At 41.9% G+C, this 15,131-nt stretch carries 13 protein-coding genes; all 13 read right to left on the bottom strand.

Features of this window, described 5'->3' with window-relative positions; all coding sequences use genetic code 11:
* Nucleotides 1-200 precede the first annotated feature (200 nt).
* The 13 genes from FLK20_RS11330 to purQ all read right to left on the bottom strand — a co-directional run bounded on the left by FLK20_RS11330 (nucleotide 201) and on the right by purQ (nucleotide 15,129).
* On the bottom strand, nucleotides 201-1,475 hold the full coding sequence (locus FLK20_RS11330; RefSeq protein WP_152656676.1) for a TRAP transporter large permease: 1,275 nt from the start codon (nucleotides 1,473-1,475) through the stop codon (nucleotides 201-203).
* Complete coding sequence (locus FLK20_RS11325; protein ID WP_152656675.1) at nucleotides 1,472-1,969, bottom strand: TRAP transporter small permease; 498 nt, start codon at nucleotides 1,967-1,969, stop codon at nucleotides 1,472-1,474. The genes FLK20_RS11330 and FLK20_RS11325 overlap by 4 nt, the downstream gene beginning before the upstream one ends.
* 32 nt (nucleotides 1,970-2,001) lie before the next feature.
* A complete protein-coding gene (locus FLK20_RS11320) occupies nucleotides 2,002-3,033 on the bottom strand; it encodes a TRAP transporter substrate-binding protein (RefSeq protein WP_152656674.1) in 1,032 nt (343 codons plus the stop codon).
* Nucleotides 3,030-3,941: a hydroxymethylglutaryl-CoA lyase gene (locus tag FLK20_RS11315; protein ID WP_152656673.1), complete on the bottom strand. Its 912-nt coding sequence runs from the start codon at nucleotides 3,939-3,941 to the stop codon at nucleotides 3,030-3,032. Before FLK20_RS11315 ends, FLK20_RS11320 begins: the two co-directional genes overlap by 4 nt.
* Nucleotides 3,941-5,137 carry a CaiB/BaiF CoA transferase family protein gene (locus FLK20_RS11310; RefSeq protein WP_152656672.1) on the bottom strand — a complete coding sequence of 399 codons (1,197 nt, stop codon included), beginning with the start codon at nucleotides 5,135-5,137 and terminating at the stop codon, nucleotides 3,941-3,943. Before FLK20_RS11310 ends, FLK20_RS11315 begins: the two co-directional genes overlap by 1 nt.
* 6 nt (nucleotides 5,138-5,143) lie before the next feature.
* On the bottom strand, nucleotides 5,144-5,830 hold the full coding sequence (locus FLK20_RS11305) for a GntR family transcriptional regulator (protein ID WP_227994998.1): 687 nt from the start codon (nucleotides 5,828-5,830) through the stop codon (nucleotides 5,144-5,146).
* Between the two features lie 494 nt (nucleotides 5,831-6,324).
* Entirely contained in the window at nucleotides 6,325-7,569 is a 1,245-nt protein-coding gene (purD, locus tag FLK20_RS11300; protein WP_152656671.1) for a phosphoribosylamine--glycine ligase, read from the bottom strand.
* A 123-nt stretch (nucleotides 7,570-7,692) separates the two neighbouring features.
* Nucleotides 7,693-9,225: a bifunctional phosphoribosylaminoimidazolecarboxamide formyltransferase/IMP cyclohydrolase gene (gene purH, locus FLK20_RS11295; protein ID WP_152656670.1), complete on the bottom strand. Its 1,533-nt coding sequence runs from the start codon at nucleotides 9,223-9,225 to the stop codon at nucleotides 7,693-7,695.
* The gene (gene purN / locus FLK20_RS11290; RefSeq protein ID WP_152656669.1) at nucleotides 9,225-9,803 is read right to left on the bottom strand and encodes a phosphoribosylglycinamide formyltransferase; all 579 of its coding nucleotides are present in this window, start codon (nucleotides 9,801-9,803) and stop codon (nucleotides 9,225-9,227) included. The genes purH and purN overlap by 1 nt, the downstream gene beginning before the upstream one ends.
* Nucleotides 9,800-10,819, bottom strand: a complete 1,020-nt coding sequence (gene purM / locus FLK20_RS11285) for a phosphoribosylformylglycinamidine cyclo-ligase (protein ID WP_152656668.1) — start codon at nucleotides 10,817-10,819, stop codon at nucleotides 9,800-9,802. Before purM ends, purN begins: the two co-directional genes overlap by 4 nt.
* A gap of 29 nt (nucleotides 10,820-10,848) precedes the next feature.
* Complete coding sequence (purF, locus tag FLK20_RS11280) at nucleotides 10,849-12,255, bottom strand: amidophosphoribosyltransferase (RefSeq protein WP_152656667.1); 1,407 nt, start codon at nucleotides 12,253-12,255, stop codon at nucleotides 10,849-10,851.
* Nucleotides 12,231-14,459 carry a phosphoribosylformylglycinamidine synthase subunit PurL gene (gene purL, locus FLK20_RS11275; protein ID WP_152656666.1) on the bottom strand — a complete coding sequence of 743 codons (2,229 nt, stop codon included), beginning with the start codon at nucleotides 14,457-14,459 and terminating at the stop codon, nucleotides 12,231-12,233. The genes purF and purL overlap by 25 nt, the downstream gene beginning before the upstream one ends.
* Nucleotides 14,443-15,129 (bottom strand): phosphoribosylformylglycinamidine synthase subunit PurQ, encoded by a 687-nt coding sequence (gene purQ / locus FLK20_RS11270; protein ID WP_152656665.1) that lies wholly within the window; start codon nucleotides 15,127-15,129, stop codon nucleotides 14,443-14,445. The genes purL and purQ overlap by 17 nt, the downstream gene beginning before the upstream one ends.
* Nucleotides 15,130-15,131 lie beyond the last annotated feature (2 nt).

The raw sequence follows: 15,131 nt of genomic DNA, 5'->3' as shown, positions 1-15,131 counted from the left end.
ATTTTACACTTTTTGAACATCCTGTTTTCATTAGAAAAATGTCTGTTTGCTCCGCTTTTATTTTACATAAACATGATCCTGATGTTCCACAGTATGTTTTTAACAGGATGACTAATCATACCCGCAATTATTAAAAAACAGCCGATTTCCTACATTTTTGCAGAAAATCGACTGTCTTAAATAAAATATGCTGTTTGTTGTTATTGAACATTATCCACCAAATAAGTCGCTATTTGCGGGAAGAAGCACAACAGAATAATAAACAGAACCAGAATGATGGCGTATGGGATAACGCCCTTAACAATATCAAGGATGGTATTCCTGTTATCCAGTCCCTTTAAAACAAAGAGATTTAATCCTACAGGAGGGGTAATCAATGCCAATTCCATATTAACGACCATAATAATAGCAAACCATATCGGATCAAATCCTAAAGCAGTAATAATTGGATACAGAATCGGCACTGTAATAACCAAAATAGAAACAGTTTCCAAAAACATCCCTAACACAAGTAATAGTATATTAATAAAAATAAAGATTACCCAAGGGGAGACATCTGCCGAGGTAGCTACCGCTGTAATCTGCTGCGGAATTTGTAAAATAGTCAGAATAAATCCGAGCATCTTAGCGCCAATGATAATAAACAGAATCATTGCACTCGTTTTAACAGTTGACAGGATCATCTTTTTCAAATTAGCAATTGTCAGATTCCGATATACTAAAATGGCAATGAGAAAGGCTAATACTACGCCGACCGCAGCTGCTTCTGTCGGTGTAAATATTCCTGAATAAATTCCGCCGATAATCGCAACCGGCAGTAATAACCCCCAAATTGCTTTCCTGGAAGCTTCCCAGCGCTCTTCCCATGTAGCAGGTTCTTCTTTAATATGCCGCATTTGAATAGATGCAAAGACCATAAAGCATAACGTTAAGAAAATCCCTGGTACAACACCGGCAATAAATAATTTCCCGACTGATTCACCAGTAAGTGAACCGTATAAAATCATTGGTATACTTGGAGGGATAAGAATGCCCAGTGTACCGCCGGCTGCCAATAGTCCAAGCACATATTTCTTTTTATATCCACGGCGCACCATTTCTGGAAGGGCAACGGCTCCAACAGTTACTGCTGTTGCAACACTCGATCCGGAAATAGCTGAAAAAATCGCACAGCAAAAAACTGTCGCTATGCCTAATCCTCCCGGAAAATGTCTGAACCATCTGCTCGCCATTTCATATAAATCCCGGCCAACACCGCTGATAACAAGAATTTGGCTCATCAGTATATACATTGGCAAAGCTGTTAATGTGAAGTCATCCAAAGCAGAATACGCTTTAATTGGAATCTGTGAAAAAGCAAAGCTTCCGCCATTAAACAAATACATTCCCAGCACAGCCAGCATTCCTAGAGAGAACGCAACAGGAAGACCGATAAGTAAGAATGTTGCTAAACCTCCTACAAAAAATAGATTCATAGCTGGTCTCCCCCTTTATGTACATTACCGTCGATCAATTGTAATATAAATGCGATAACAAGTAGTACGCCGCCTATCGGGATAAATAATTCCGGCAAATACATTGGTATACGCAGCAAGGAGGTAGATGTAACTCCTAATTCAAATGTCATGGAGACATGTTTGAATCCATACCATGTTAATAAAATACTAAAAAATAATCCAAGTACATTGCAAATGTATGAAAATATCTTACGCATTATTTCATTCATCCGATTAACCAATAAATCGACGGTAATATGCGCATACGTCCTCACTGCATACGCCGTTCCCAAAAAACAGCTGCCTATAATCGCATAAGTGGATAACTCCGTTGCCCATGCAGTTGGCATACCAAAGAATGATCTGGATATTACTTCATAAAACGTCATTAATGTCGTCATGAATATTAAAATTCCAGCTATATAACCCGCATATTTAATTAATAAATCAGAAAATTTATACAGTTTATTCATGCTATAACTCCCTTCCAAGTGATGAGCAGCGTTTATTCGTCATCCACCATATCTAATAATTTTGTGCCAGTTTCTCCCGCCTGTTCCTCAAAAATTTTGCGTACCGGCATTGCCGCTTCTTTCCATATATCGAGTTCTTCAGCAGGCACTTCATAAACTTCCATTCCTCTGTCCTTCAACACTTGGAGTGTCCTCTCATCTTCCAATTCTGTCTGCTGGCGAATCCATTCTTCCATTTCACTGGCAGTATCTTCAATTAATATTTGTGTATTTTCAGGCAAATCGTCCCAGAATGCTTGATTTACGCCTAGAATAAACTCAAAATAAGTATAATTATTTATGGTCAAATAATCTGTCACTTCATCATAGCTGCGCTGAACCATTGCTGTTGTTCCAGATGTTGCTCCATCTACTGTTTTTCTTTGCAATCCCATATACACTTCTCCTCCCCCCATAAACACAGGAGATGCATTATAAGCTTTGATCAATTCTGAAGGCAGTGCTCCTACACTGCGAATCTTCAAACCCCTAAAATCTTCTGGTGATTCCAACGGGTGTTTATTATTCGCAAATTGTCCAAAGCCATAATCACCAAACATTAGCACCTTCACGCCAATGTCTTCCATTTCCGAACGAAGTATGTCGCCAAATTCACCATTCAAGGCTTCCCCTACTTCCTCATATGTTTCAAACACATAAGGGACATCAAATATTCCCATAGCAGGTACCGTGGAAGACCAAATTGTAGAAGAATTCATTCCCATTTCCACACCGCCTGTTAAAAGGGACTGGTTCATATCTTTATCAGATAGCAGCTGTCCATTCGCAAAAACCTGCATCTCTATCTGACCGTTTGATTTTTCTTCTACTTTTCTAGCAAATTCTTCTACCCCCTCTGAAATATGATGACCGGACGGCAGGTTATAAGCTAACCGGATGGTTGCCGGTTCATACTCCTCTCCGCCTGCATCTGCTCCATTTGACACCTCGTCATCGTTGCTGCAGGCCGCTAAAATGACTCCTGTGAGAAGTAACAGAAAGGAAAGATGACGTAACTTCTTCATTTTACCAACTCCTTTATCGTGCGTTCTCTATCCAAATGTCGTATTCTTCCCAGTGGTGTTTTCGTGGATAGACTTGCTGCAAAATCAGCAGCCTCCAACAGCTTACCTACATTAACTCCTGTCTCAATCCCCATACGTTCAAACAAGTAAACCAAATCCTCTGTGGCTAAATTTCCTGCTGAGCCTGGCGCAAATGGACATCCGCCAATACCGCTGACGGCTGTTTCAAAAATACGTACCCCTGCTAAATAAGCAGCATATGCATTGGCAATCCCCAAGCCTCTTGTATCATGAATATGGAAGGAAACCTTTGTTTCTCCTGCCACATCCAATACTTTTCTCAACAGACTATCTACTGCATCCGGAGTTGCAATTCCAATTGTGTCTGCAATCCCGATCCTGTCTGCTCCAGCCTGTACAGCTTTTTTCACTAATTCGAGAACTTTTTCTTCCTCAACTTTTCCTTCATATGGGCATCCAAAGCTGACGGCAACGGAGAAGCAAATCTTCATTCCTTTTGATTTTACTTCTTTAATTACATCATTGAATATTTCGAAATTTCTATCAATTGTCATCCCCAGATTTTTATCGCTAAACGTTTCTGTAGCCGAAGCTGCCCAATTTAGTTCCAAGCCTGCAAATTGACTTGCGCGTATAAATCCTCTTTGGTTCGGGATTAATGCAATTACCTGTAACTTTTCATTATGACTGACCTGCTTCAATACATCTTCTGCATCTGCCATTTGTGGAACTCTTTTCGGATGAACCAATGAAGTTACTTCGATTTTCTCCAATCCTGCTTCTGTTAATTTATCAACGAGTTTTACTTTGTCTTCTGTTGATATTAATTCTGGTTCCGTCTGTAAGCCATCACGGGGACTTACATCAATAATGGTCACTCCCGACATCAGATAATTCCTCCCTCTTTTAACCGTTTAAAATCTTCATAGGAGAAGTTTAAAAATTCCTTATAAATTTCCTCATTATGCTCACCAAGTGCCGGTCCGTTTGTTTCAATTGTTCCTGGTGTCTCGGAAAGCTTTGGAACGATGCCTGGCGTCTTTATTTTTTTACCGTCATTCAGCTCAATTTCCTGGATCATATCCCGTGCATTATAATGCACATCATTGATAATATCTTTAATACTGTAGATCGGACTGACCGGTACAGAGGCTTCATCGAGGATACGCTGGACTTCTTCGATCGGATGCTGCTTTGTCCAGGCTCCGATAACATCATCAATATATTCCACGTTATTCACCCTATCCTGATTCGTGGCATATTTAGGATCATTCGCCATGTCCTCTTTTCCAATCGCAGTCATCAGACGCTGGAATATGCGGTCTCCATTTCCGCCAATAATGACATAAGAACCATCCGCACAAATATAGGAATTAGAAGGTGCGACACCTGGTAATGTACTTCCCGTCCGTTCACGGATTTCTCCTGTGATATCATATTCCGGAAGCATACCTTCCAATAGACTAAATACAGATTCGTAAAGTGCCACGTCCACTTCTTGACCTCTTTTTTTCTCATCACGATCACGGACCCTCAGTGCCATCAGTGTGCCAATAACCGCATACAAACCGGCTACCATGTCTCCAATAGCAATTCCGACGCGAACTGGCGGTAAATCAGGATACCCTGTCAGATACCTTAAACCTCCAATAGCTTCTGCAACACTGCCAAAGCCTGCTTTTTCCCGATAAGGGCCTGTCTGGCCGTAACCGGATATTCTGGTTAATATGACGGAAGGATTTACTTTTTTTAATGCTTCGTAACCCAATCCCCATCTCTCCAACGTTCCCGGTTTAAAATTCTCTAAAACGACATCTGCTTTTTTAGTTAAGTTTTTAATAATTTCCTGTCCTTCTGCTTCTCGAAGATTTACCGTAATTGATTTTTTATTACGTGATTGAACGTGCCACCATACCGATGTATCCTTATACATTACTCTCCAGTTTCTAAGTGGATCGCCATTGGTCGGCTGTTCTACTTTAATAACCTCTGCTCCAAATTCCGAGAAAAGTTTTCCTGCAAATGGAGCAGCTACAATATTTCCTAATTCTAATACCCTTATTCCTTCAAGAGGCTTTTTCATACCATCTTATCCCTCCAGCTCTTCTCTGTTTAAATTCATAAAATGCGTGAAATCTCTTTCAATATGCTGTTTCATCAGTTGTTTTGCCGCATCCGCATCTCGATTAGCGATAGCCTCCCATATTTTCTCATGATCGACAAATGCTGTTTTCTTGTATTTAGGATCTTTATCAACAATAACTTCCCGATAAAAACTATTTACTCCCCTGAGCGTTTTAAGCATCGATATCAGGAACGGATTCGCACTGGCTTCAATAATGATGTCATGAAAGGCTACTGTAACACGTTTTTCATTTTGTGTTTCCTGATGAAGCACGGTGTTCTCCACTTCCTTCTTCATCATTTGCAGCTGTTCATCTGTCCGTCTGATGGCAGCATAATAAGCAGCAAGAGATTCCATCTCAATCCGGCATTCATATAAATATTGAAAGTCGGTCAGAGAAGGCTCTACTACTGTCACGCCGCCTGTTTTTGATAAATTCACAAACCCTTCCTTCTCCAACATTCGTATTGATTCACGGATCGGACTTCTGCTTACATTTAGTGTTTCTCCTATTTTTTCTTCAATTAACCTTTCTCCGGGTTTGAATTTTCCGACAATAATTTGCTCTCTTAAGTATTCATATACCTGACTCTTTAAGGTTTTCTTTACGATATCTACAATGATGCTCACCTTCTTGTATACAGTATACATATTCTTTGTTCATACTATTACAATAAAATTAAAAAGTCAAACTATTTTTTATAGGATATAATTGAAAGTGCTTCTACCTTTATACAAACATAAAGAAAACTTGGCAAGCCAAGCCTGAAAAGCGCAGGATGGCCTAAGTCGGGGTTGCGATAAGGCCAGTAATGCCGGTCCGGCTTTAGCTCTCTGTCTATGCCTGTGACTCCGCCATTGCTAAGTCTTTCTTTACTACAGGGCGTTCACGGGGGACCTCCTAAAGTTTGGCGCCGGGAGCTGGATATAGCTGTTATGCTATAAATAGTTATCCACACGCAAACAAATTATATATTTCCTGACAGCAAATAGAGCCGTGTATCTACGCAGGATACACGGCTCTATCAATATAGTCTATTTCACTAGCTTCTTTACAAGTAAGATTCATTTTCACTTCATTGGACAACTGCTAAAATAGTATTTGCCATACCTGATGCAAAGGATCGATAATATCCTTTAAATGTTTATTTAGCAATATCGCTCCGGTAGAAAAAGTTACCATTTAGTTCTGCTTTATCCAGCTGCTGATAGACTTTATCTGCTGCCTGCGGGAGGGTTTCTGCACGACCGCCGACCAGAAGTACTCTTCCTCCATCAGAGACAAGCCCTCCCTCTGCCTTTTTAGTTCCGGCATGAATAATATAGATATCTTCGTTGTTCTCAAATTGCGGCAGAGGATTTCCTTTACGATATGAACCAGGATATCCATTCGACGCAAGAACCACTCCGACACAAGCCTCCTCATGCCATTCTAAATTCGGGTCCTTCTCAGCTAAAACATCCTGCATTACCTGAGCTAAGTCATTCTTCAATAAAGGAAGAACCACCTGTGTTTCCGGATCTCCGAAGCGCGTATTAAATTCAATTACCTTAGGGCCATTACTCGTCATCATCAGCCCTGCATAAAGAATTCCTGTAAATGGTCTGCCTTCTTCCATCATACCTGCTGCTGCTTTCTCTAAAATTTGCTCGACAGAGAACTGATAAGCTTCCTCCGTTAAATCCGGAATCGGGGCAAAAGCTCCCATGCCGCCTGTATTTGGACCTTGATCATTATCAAATGCCCGTTTATGATCTCTCGCTGCCATCATTGGATAAACCTTATCCTGATGCACAAATGCCATTAAAGAGAATTCTGCACCTTCCAGATATTCTTCAATTACCACGGTGGATCCGGCCTGAGCAAATGCTTTATCCACAAGCATATCATCTATCGCCTGGACAGCTTCTTCCTCTGTCATCGCGACAATAACACCTTTTCCAGCAGCTAAACCATCTGCTTTAATAACAATTGGTGCGCCCGTTTCAGCAATTCTTTTCTTTGCCTCTGCTGCATCTTGAAAAACATCGTAGGAAGCAGTAGGGATATTATATTTTTTCATAAAATCCTTTGCAAAGCTTTTGCTTCCTTCAAGCAGAGCCGCTTCCTGGGTCGGTGCAAAGATTGCGAGATTTTCCTGCTGAAATCGATTGGTTATCCCGGCATTTAGTGGATTTTCAGGGCCGACAATGGTTAAATCAACCGCAGCTTCCTTTGCAAAAGATACCAGCTCTTCTATGTTCATTTCATCAATTGGAATACACGCTGCATCTGCTTCTATTCCCGCATTGCCGGGAGCTGCATAAATTTTGTCCAGCTGCCGGTTTTTCTTTAAATTTTTGATAATACTATGCTCTCTTCCTCCACGTCCTACTACTAATATTTTCATAGCTTCCCTCCATTATCAGCTTTTCCAGACAAACTGATTTTTTAATCGGCAAAACAACTATACCTTTACCAGAAGCTCCTGTATAAACGAATGGAGAAAGCAAGCAGGAGCTTCTGGACAGGATTAATGTTTAAAATGACGGACTGACGTATTGACCATAGCAATACCATATTGATTACATACATCAATCGAATCCTGATCACGTTTGGATCCGCCAGGCTGAATAATTGCTGTGACTCCAGCCTTAGCCGCTGCTTCCACCGTATCCGGCATTGGGAAGAATGCATCTGATGCAAGCACAGCACCCTTTGCTTTTTCACCAGCCTGCTTAATAGCAATTTCCGCAGCACCAATCCGATTCATTTGTCCAGCCCCTACTCCAATGGTTTGCGCATCTTTTGCAAGCACAATCGCATTCGATTTCACATGTTTAACGGCTTTCCATGCAAATAGTAAATCAGCAATTTCTGCTTCTGTCGGCTGCTTTTCTGTAACAACCTCCAAATCATCTGTTGTTACTTCTTTTACATCTAAATCCTGGATAAGCACGCCACCATCAACTGTTGTCAGACGTTTTTGGTCTGCTGGCTGGTTGGAAACATCTAACGCCAGTAAACGAATATTTTTCTTTTCTGTTAATATGGCAAGTGCATCCTCATCAAAAGAAGGTGCAACTACAATTTCTAAGAAAATAGAACGAAGCTGTTCCGCTGTTTTAACATCTACCGGGCGATTACAAGCTACGATTCCACCAAAAATAGAAACAGGATCTGCTTCATACGTACGCGTAAATGCTTCTGCCAGTGTTGCTCCAATGCCAATCCCGCATGGGTTCATATGTTTTACAGCAACAGCAGCAGGTTCTTTATAATCACGTAAGATTTCTAAAGCTGCGTTTGTATCTTGAATATTATTATAGGAAAGCTCCTTACCGTGCAGCTGGTTAGCAGTTGCCAATGTTGCTGCCGTTTGAATCGGTGCTTTGTAAAATGCCGCTTGCTGATGCGGATTTTCCCCATAACGCAAGTCTTGTACTTTTTCATACGTTACGGTATATGTTTCCGGGAATACTTCTTTTGTCTGTGTTTGGAAATATGCAGCAATCATGGCATCATAATGTGCCGTGTGCCGGAACACTTTTGCAGCTAATTGCTGACGGAATTCATATGTGTCCTCTTCCTGATCCAATACTGCTAAGACAGATGCATAATCTGAAGGATCTGCAACTACGAATACATCTGCAAAGTTTTTTGCTGCTGAACGAAGCATCGATGGACCGCCAATATCAATGTTTTCAATCACTTCATCATGGGCAACACCTGGCTTTTGCACCGTTTCTTTAAATGGATAAAGGTTTACTGCAACAAGATCAATTGGGACAATCGCATGCTCTTCCATTTGCGCACGATGGCTTTCATTGGAGCGTTTTCCTAGCAGCCCGCCATGAATCATTGGATGTAAGGTCTTTACTCTGCCGTCGAGCATCTCCGGGAAGTTTGTCACTTCTTCTACCGGGATAGCCTGCACACCAGAATCATTTAATAAACGAATCGTTCCACCAGTAGACAGGATTTCATATCCTTTTGCTTCCAGTCCTTTGGCAAATTCTACAACACCCGTTTTATCAGATACACTAATAAGCGCACGTTTTTTCATTATAATTCCTCCGTTACATTTTGCATAAGTTGTTTCATCACATTTGGATATAAGCGATGCTCCACCGCCTGGATTCTTGTTTTCAGCTGTTCCTCTGTTTCACCCGGAATCATTTCTATTTCTTCTTGTGCAATGATCGGCCCTGTATCCATTCCTTCATCTACATAGTGAATAGTTACTCCTGTTTTCGAAACACCAGCCCTAAAGGCTTGACCAATTGCATCTTTTCCGGGGAAAGAAGGTAAAATCGACGGGTGAATATTAATAATTCGACCTTCATACTGCGAGAGTAATGTTTCTCCAATGAGACGCATATACCCAGCTAAGAAAATCCAGTCGACTTCTAGAGATTGCAGCTTTTCATAGATTACTTTTTCGTATTCTTGTTTGGAAGAATAGATTTTTGGATCTAATACAAGCGTTGGAACTCCTAAGCTTTCCGCTTTTTCTATCACAGCTGCTCCAGGTTTATCACAAACAAGCAGCACAATCGAATTTGCAATGTCTTCGTCCTGCATCATGACATCAAAATTACTTCCTGTTCCTGATGCAAACACACTAGCCCGTTGCTGCTTCATGAAGAAAATTGCACCCCTTCACCTTTAATGACATGACCAATAACTGCTGCTTCAATATGATTTTCTTGTAATAAATCACAAACAGCCTGCTGATCCTCTTTAGAGACAGCTATAACCATTCCGACACCCATATTGAAAACACGGTACATTTCACGGGTATCAATTTCTCCACGTTTCTGTAAGAATGGAAAAATCTCTGGAACATTCCATGCTCCCTCCTGCACCGCTGCTCCAAGTCCTTCCGGAAGCATACGTGGAATATTCTCATCAAAGCCGCCGCCCGTGATATGCGCAATTCCTTTAATATGTACCTTTTCTTTTATAGACTGAATTGCTTTTGCATAAATCTTCGTAGGCTCCATCACTGCCTCACCTAATGGTCTCGATAATCCTTCATAAGCTTTTTCAAAATCCAGACCTTCAATCAGCTTCCGGACAAGAGAATAACCATTGGAATGAATGCCGCTAGAAGCTAAACCAACCAGTATATCCCCTTCTGCAATGGTTTCCCCGGTAATAATCTCTTTCTTTTCTACAATACCGACAACAAAACCGGCCAAATCATATTCATCCGCGGCATACATACCTGGCATCTCTGCTGTTTCACCGCCGATTAGTGCAGCATTTGCTTCCTGACAGCCTGCTGCAATTCCAGATACAATCGCTTCAATTCGTGCCGGATCATTCTCTCCGCATGCAATATAATCTAAAAAGAAAAGCGGGTCACCTCCCTGCGCAACAATATCATTCACACACATCGCTACTAAATCAATTCCTACCGTGTCATGCTTATCCAGATCAATCGCAAGCTTTAACTTTGTACCGACACCATCTGTTCCTGAAAGTAAAACAGGTTCTTGGTAAGAAAAGGAGGATAAATCAAATGCCCCGGCAAAGGAGCCTAAAGAGCCCAATACCTCTTTCCGATGTGTTTTTTCAATATGCTTTTTCATTCTTTCTACCGCTTCGTAGCCTTTTTCAACGTCTACACCAGCTTTTTTATAAACATCCGACATACTTTTGCCCTCCAAAGTGATTTTTGATCTTAGCAGTTTGATGTGTCCATTTCCTTCTCATCCGCTGGAGAAACAGGATATAAACCAGTCATACAAGCCATGCAGACACCCTGATTGATTGTTTTATCCTTTACAATTGCATTTTCCAACCCCTGCTCAGATAAGTAGGCAATACTGTCTGCCCCAATGATGGCGCCAATTTCTTCCACACTGTTGTTTGCCCCGATCAGCTCTTCCTTCGTAGACATATCTATTCCGTAATAACAAGGGTCTGTTATCGCCGGAGATGCAATACGCACATGAACCTCACTGGCACCAGCGTCTTTCAGCATTTGGACAATGCGCCGGCTCGTTGTTCCGCGGACAATTGAATCATCAATCATAATGACACGCTTTCCCTCTACAATACCACGGACTGGGGAAAGCTTCATTTTCACCCCAAGCTCTCTTAATTCCTGAGACGGCTGGATAAATGTTCTTCCGACATAACGATTTTTGATAATCCCCATTTCATAGGGAAGCCTGCTTTCTTCTGCATAACCAATGGCTGCTGAAATACTGGAGTCCGGCACGCCAACCACTAAATCTGCATCCACTGGAGCTTCCTTAGCAAGCTCTTTACCCATCTTTTTACGGGAGGCATGAACATTAACATAGTTCACATCGCTGTCCGGACGGGAAAGATACACATATTCCATCGCACACATCTGTCTTTTCCCCCGTGGTGCAAACCGGTATGAATTCAGACCTTCTTCATTAATTTTAATCAATTCTCCCGGCAATACCTCCCGTTCAAAAGTAGCACCAATCTGGTCAAAGGCACAGGTTTCAGAGGCAACCACATAAGCTTCTCCTAATCTGCCAATTGATAGTGGTCTTATTCCGGCAGGATCCAGTGCCGCATATAAAGTATCATCCTCTAAAATAAGGTAAGCATAGGCACCTTTGACACGGTTGAGCGCTTCGGAGATAGTTGCTTCAGTTACTTCTCCGCTTCGTTTAATCAAATGTGCCAAAACCTCTGTATCTGAAGTCGTTTGAAAAATACTTCCATCTTTTTCAAGCTCTTCCCGTAATTTGGTTGCGTTCATTAAGTTCCCATTATGTGCTAATGCCATTCCGCCGGTCAGAGACTGAAAAACAAGCGGCTGAACATTCTCAAGCCCTTTTCCACCTTGTGTTGCATAACGGACATGCCCTAAAGCAATTTCCCCGTTAAAATCACCAAATTTCACATGCTTAAAGACATCATTAACAAGACCAAGCTGTTTATGACCTTTTAATTGTCTATTCTTACTGACAACAATCCCGGCACCTTCCTGCCCGCGATGCTGCATTGAATGCAATCCGTAATAGGTTAATTCTGCTGCTTTTTCATGGCCCCAAATACCGAATACGCCACATTCTTCATTTATGCCTTTGATTTCAGCAAGCATGGAATAGCTCCTTTCCAAAGTGCTTTTAGTTCTGCAGCAGCTTCCTGAAGAATATTTTCATTATTTGCTGTTATCGTTAACTGACGATCCGCTGTTACCTCGCCAAGGTTTGTCGCATCTGTAAATACTTTTTCAAAAGCTGATTGATTCTCAGGCTTTACAGTAACAAGAAAGCGTGATTGCGTTTCGCTGAACAGCTCAACTGTTGCATCTCCTGAAAGCGTCACTTTTGCACCAAGGTCTTTCTCTGAGAATAACGATTCTGCTAAAGCAACCCCTAATCCGCCCTCTGCAAGGTCATGAGCAGATTGAATCTTACCCTGCCGGATGAAAGAAAGGAGTTTTTCCTGACGCTCTGCTTCTATATTTAAATCCAAGTGCGGAGCTTTTCCTTCATATCTTCCATTCTGGATAAATTGCAATTCACTGCCGCCAAATTCATCTCGTGTTTCACCAATAAGATAAATGATATCTCCGGCTTCCTGGAAAAAGCTCGGTGTAATATGTGCTGTGGATTCATGCAGCCCAACCATGCCGACAACTGGTGTCGGGTAGATAGATTTTCCTTTGGATTGATTGTATAAGGAAACATTTCCGCTGATAACAGGCGTTTGTAATGCTTCACACGCAGCACTCATACCTTCTACACTTTTTTCCATTTGCCAGAAGATCTCCGGATTTGTCGGATTCCCAAAATTTAATCCATCTGTAAGCCCTAATGGCTTCGCTCCAGAGCAGATAATATTACGGGCTGCTTCTGCAACAGCAATCTTTCCGCCTTCCTCCGGGTCTAAATAAATATAGCGGGAATTACAGTCCGTTGTAATTGCTAATGCCTTATCCGTTCCTTTAATACGAACAACGGCCGCATCTGATCCCGGAGTTACAACTGTATTTGTCTGCACCATCGAATCATATTGATCATATACCCATTCTTTACTGGCAATCGTCGGCTGCTGTAATAATTGCTTTAATGTTTCTCCATAATTATCTACAACCGGCGTCTTTACATCAATCTGCTGAAAATCCTGATAGTATGCTGCTTCCTTTGAAGGCATATGATACACAGGCGCATCGTCCGCCAAAGAATCAACGGGAATATCCGCTACAACCTCACCATGATGCTTAATACGGAATACTTTTTCCTCGATCACTTTTCCAACAGGTACAGATTTCAAACCGTACTTTTCAAAAATATCAATAATTTCCTGTTCACGACCTGCTTTGACACAAAGAAGCATCCGCTCCTGTGATTCAGACAGCATCATTTCATAAGCAGTCATATGTTGCTCGCGCTGCGGCACAAGGTCTAAGTTCATTTCCAGACCAGTTCCTGCCTTACTCGCCATTTCACTCGCCGAAGAGGTTAAACCTGCAGCTCCCATATCCTGCATGCCGACAAGCGCATCAGAGTGGATCACTTCCAGACATGCTTCAATTAGCAATTTCTCCATAAATGGATCACCGACCTGTACAGCTGGACGATCTTTATTGGAATCCTCTGCTAAATCATCCGAAGCGAAGGTAGCACCATGAATACCGTCTCGGCCTGTTGGCGGTCCCGCATAGAGGATTGTATTACCAATACCGGCAGCAATTCCTTTTTGTACATCCTCATGATTAATCAGTCCCACACACATCGCATTGACAAGCGGGTTATCTTCATAGCTGTCGTCAAATTGTACCTCTCCACCGACTGTCGGCACGCCGACACAGTTTCCATATCCGGCAATACCGGCCACGACTTCTGAGAAAAGATACTTGGTACGGTTAGTTGTTAAAGGTCCAAAACGCAAAGAATTCATTAACGCAATCGGACGGGCTCCCATCGAAAATACATCACGGATAATTCCGCCGACACCTGTTGCCGCTCCCTGATACGGCTCAACAGCAGATGGATGGTTATGGCTTTCCACCTTGAAAACAACTGCCTGCCCATCGCCAATATCAATAACTCCGGCACCTTCTCCCGGTCCCTGCAAGACATTGGGACCTTCTGTCGGAAACTTTCTCAACAACGGTTTCGATGTTTTATAGCTGCAATGCTCTGACCACATGACAGAGAAGATGCCCGTCTCCGTAAAATTCGGACGGCGGCCAAGGATCGTTTTGATTTTCTCAAACTCCTCATCACTTAAGCCCATATCTTGATACAATCGGTCTTGTTCTATTTTTTCTGGATCAATATTATGCGTTAACTGCATTGCTGCTCCTCCAATTCGCAATCAAAGATTGAAATAGTCGTAGTCCATCATCACTTCCTAATAATGCTTCCACTGCCCGTTCCGGATGCGGCATCATGCCCAGCACGTTACCAGCTTTATTACGAATACCGGCAATATCTGAAACAGAGCCATTCGGATTATTTTTATAAGTGAATACGATTTGATTATTATCTTTTAATTCGAGTAACGTTTCATCATCACAGAAGTAATTACCTTCCCCATGTGCTATCGGAAAGCGGACAACTTCATTTTTCTCATACAGTGTTGTGAAAATATTCTCGTTATCCTCAACAACCAATTCTTCCTGATGACACATAAAAGAAAGATGTTTATTGCGCATTAACGCCCCGGGTAAAAGTCCGGATTCGGTCAATATCTGAAATCCATTGCAAATACCTAAAACCGGTTTTCCTTTTTCAGCGTGCTCACGGATTTTATTCATAATATCCGATGTAGAGGCCATCGATCCTGAGCGCAAGTAATCTCCATATGAGAATCCGCCCGGAATAAGAATACCGTCCACATCATCCAGTAAATGCGTATCGGTATACCAGACAAGGCTCGCTTCAGCACCTGCAATCTCTCCGGCTGCATGATACATATCCCTGTCACAATTGGAACCTGGAAAAACAATCACAGCTACCTTCACAA

The organism is Oceanobacillus sp. CFH 90083 (assembly GCF_009389585.1).
GTDB lineage: Bacteria > Bacillota > Bacilli > Bacillales > Amphibacillaceae > Oceanobacillus.
The sequence above is the reverse complement of the archived record's forward strand: the minus strand, read 5'-3'. Positions and strand labels throughout refer to the sequence as shown.

What these genes read in the sequence shown, in the direction of transcription:
- FLK20_RS11305 (WP_227994998.1), bottom strand. Translation starts at nt 5,830, where the DNA reads ATGTATACTGTATACAAGAAGGTGAGCATCATTGTAGATATCGTAAAG.
- purD (WP_152656671.1), bottom strand. Translation starts at nt 7,569, where the DNA reads ATGAAAATATTAGTAGTAGGACGTGGAGGAAGAGAGCATAGTATTATC.
- purF (WP_152656667.1), bottom strand. Translation starts at nt 12,255, where the DNA reads ATGCTTGCTGAAATCAAAGGCATAAATGAAGAATGTGGCGTATTCGGT.
- FLK20_RS11310 (WP_152656672.1), bottom strand. Translation starts at nt 5,137, where the DNA reads ATGAAAAAGCCTCTTGAAGGAATAAGGGTATTAGAATTAGGAAATATT.
- purH (WP_152656670.1), bottom strand. Translation starts at nt 9,225, where the DNA reads ATGAAAAAACGTGCGCTTATTAGTGTATCTGATAAAACGGGTGTTGTA.
- FLK20_RS11325 (WP_152656675.1), bottom strand. Translation starts at nt 1,969, where the DNA reads ATGAATAAACTGTATAAATTTTCTGATTTATTAATTAAATATGCGGGT.
- purM (WP_152656668.1), bottom strand. Translation starts at nt 10,819, where the DNA reads ATGTCGGATGTTTATAAAAAAGCTGGTGTAGACGTTGAAAAAGGCTAC.
- FLK20_RS11330 (WP_152656676.1), bottom strand. Translation starts at nt 1,475, where the DNA reads ATGAATCTATTTTTTGTAGGAGGTTTAGCAACATTCTTACTTATCGGT.
- FLK20_RS11315 (WP_152656673.1), bottom strand. Translation starts at nt 3,941, where the DNA reads ATGTCGGGAGTGACCATTATTGATGTAAGTCCCCGTGATGGCTTACAG.
- FLK20_RS11320 (WP_152656674.1), bottom strand. Translation starts at nt 3,033, where the DNA reads ATGAAGAAGTTACGTCATCTTTCCTTTCTGTTACTTCTCACAGGAGTC.
- purL (WP_152656666.1), bottom strand. Translation starts at nt 14,459, where the DNA reads ATGCAGTTAACGCATAATATTGATCCAGAAAAAATAGAACAAGACCGA.
- purN (WP_152656669.1), bottom strand. Translation starts at nt 9,803, where the DNA reads ATGAAGCAGCAACGGGCTAGTGTGTTTGCATCAGGAACAGGAAGTAAT.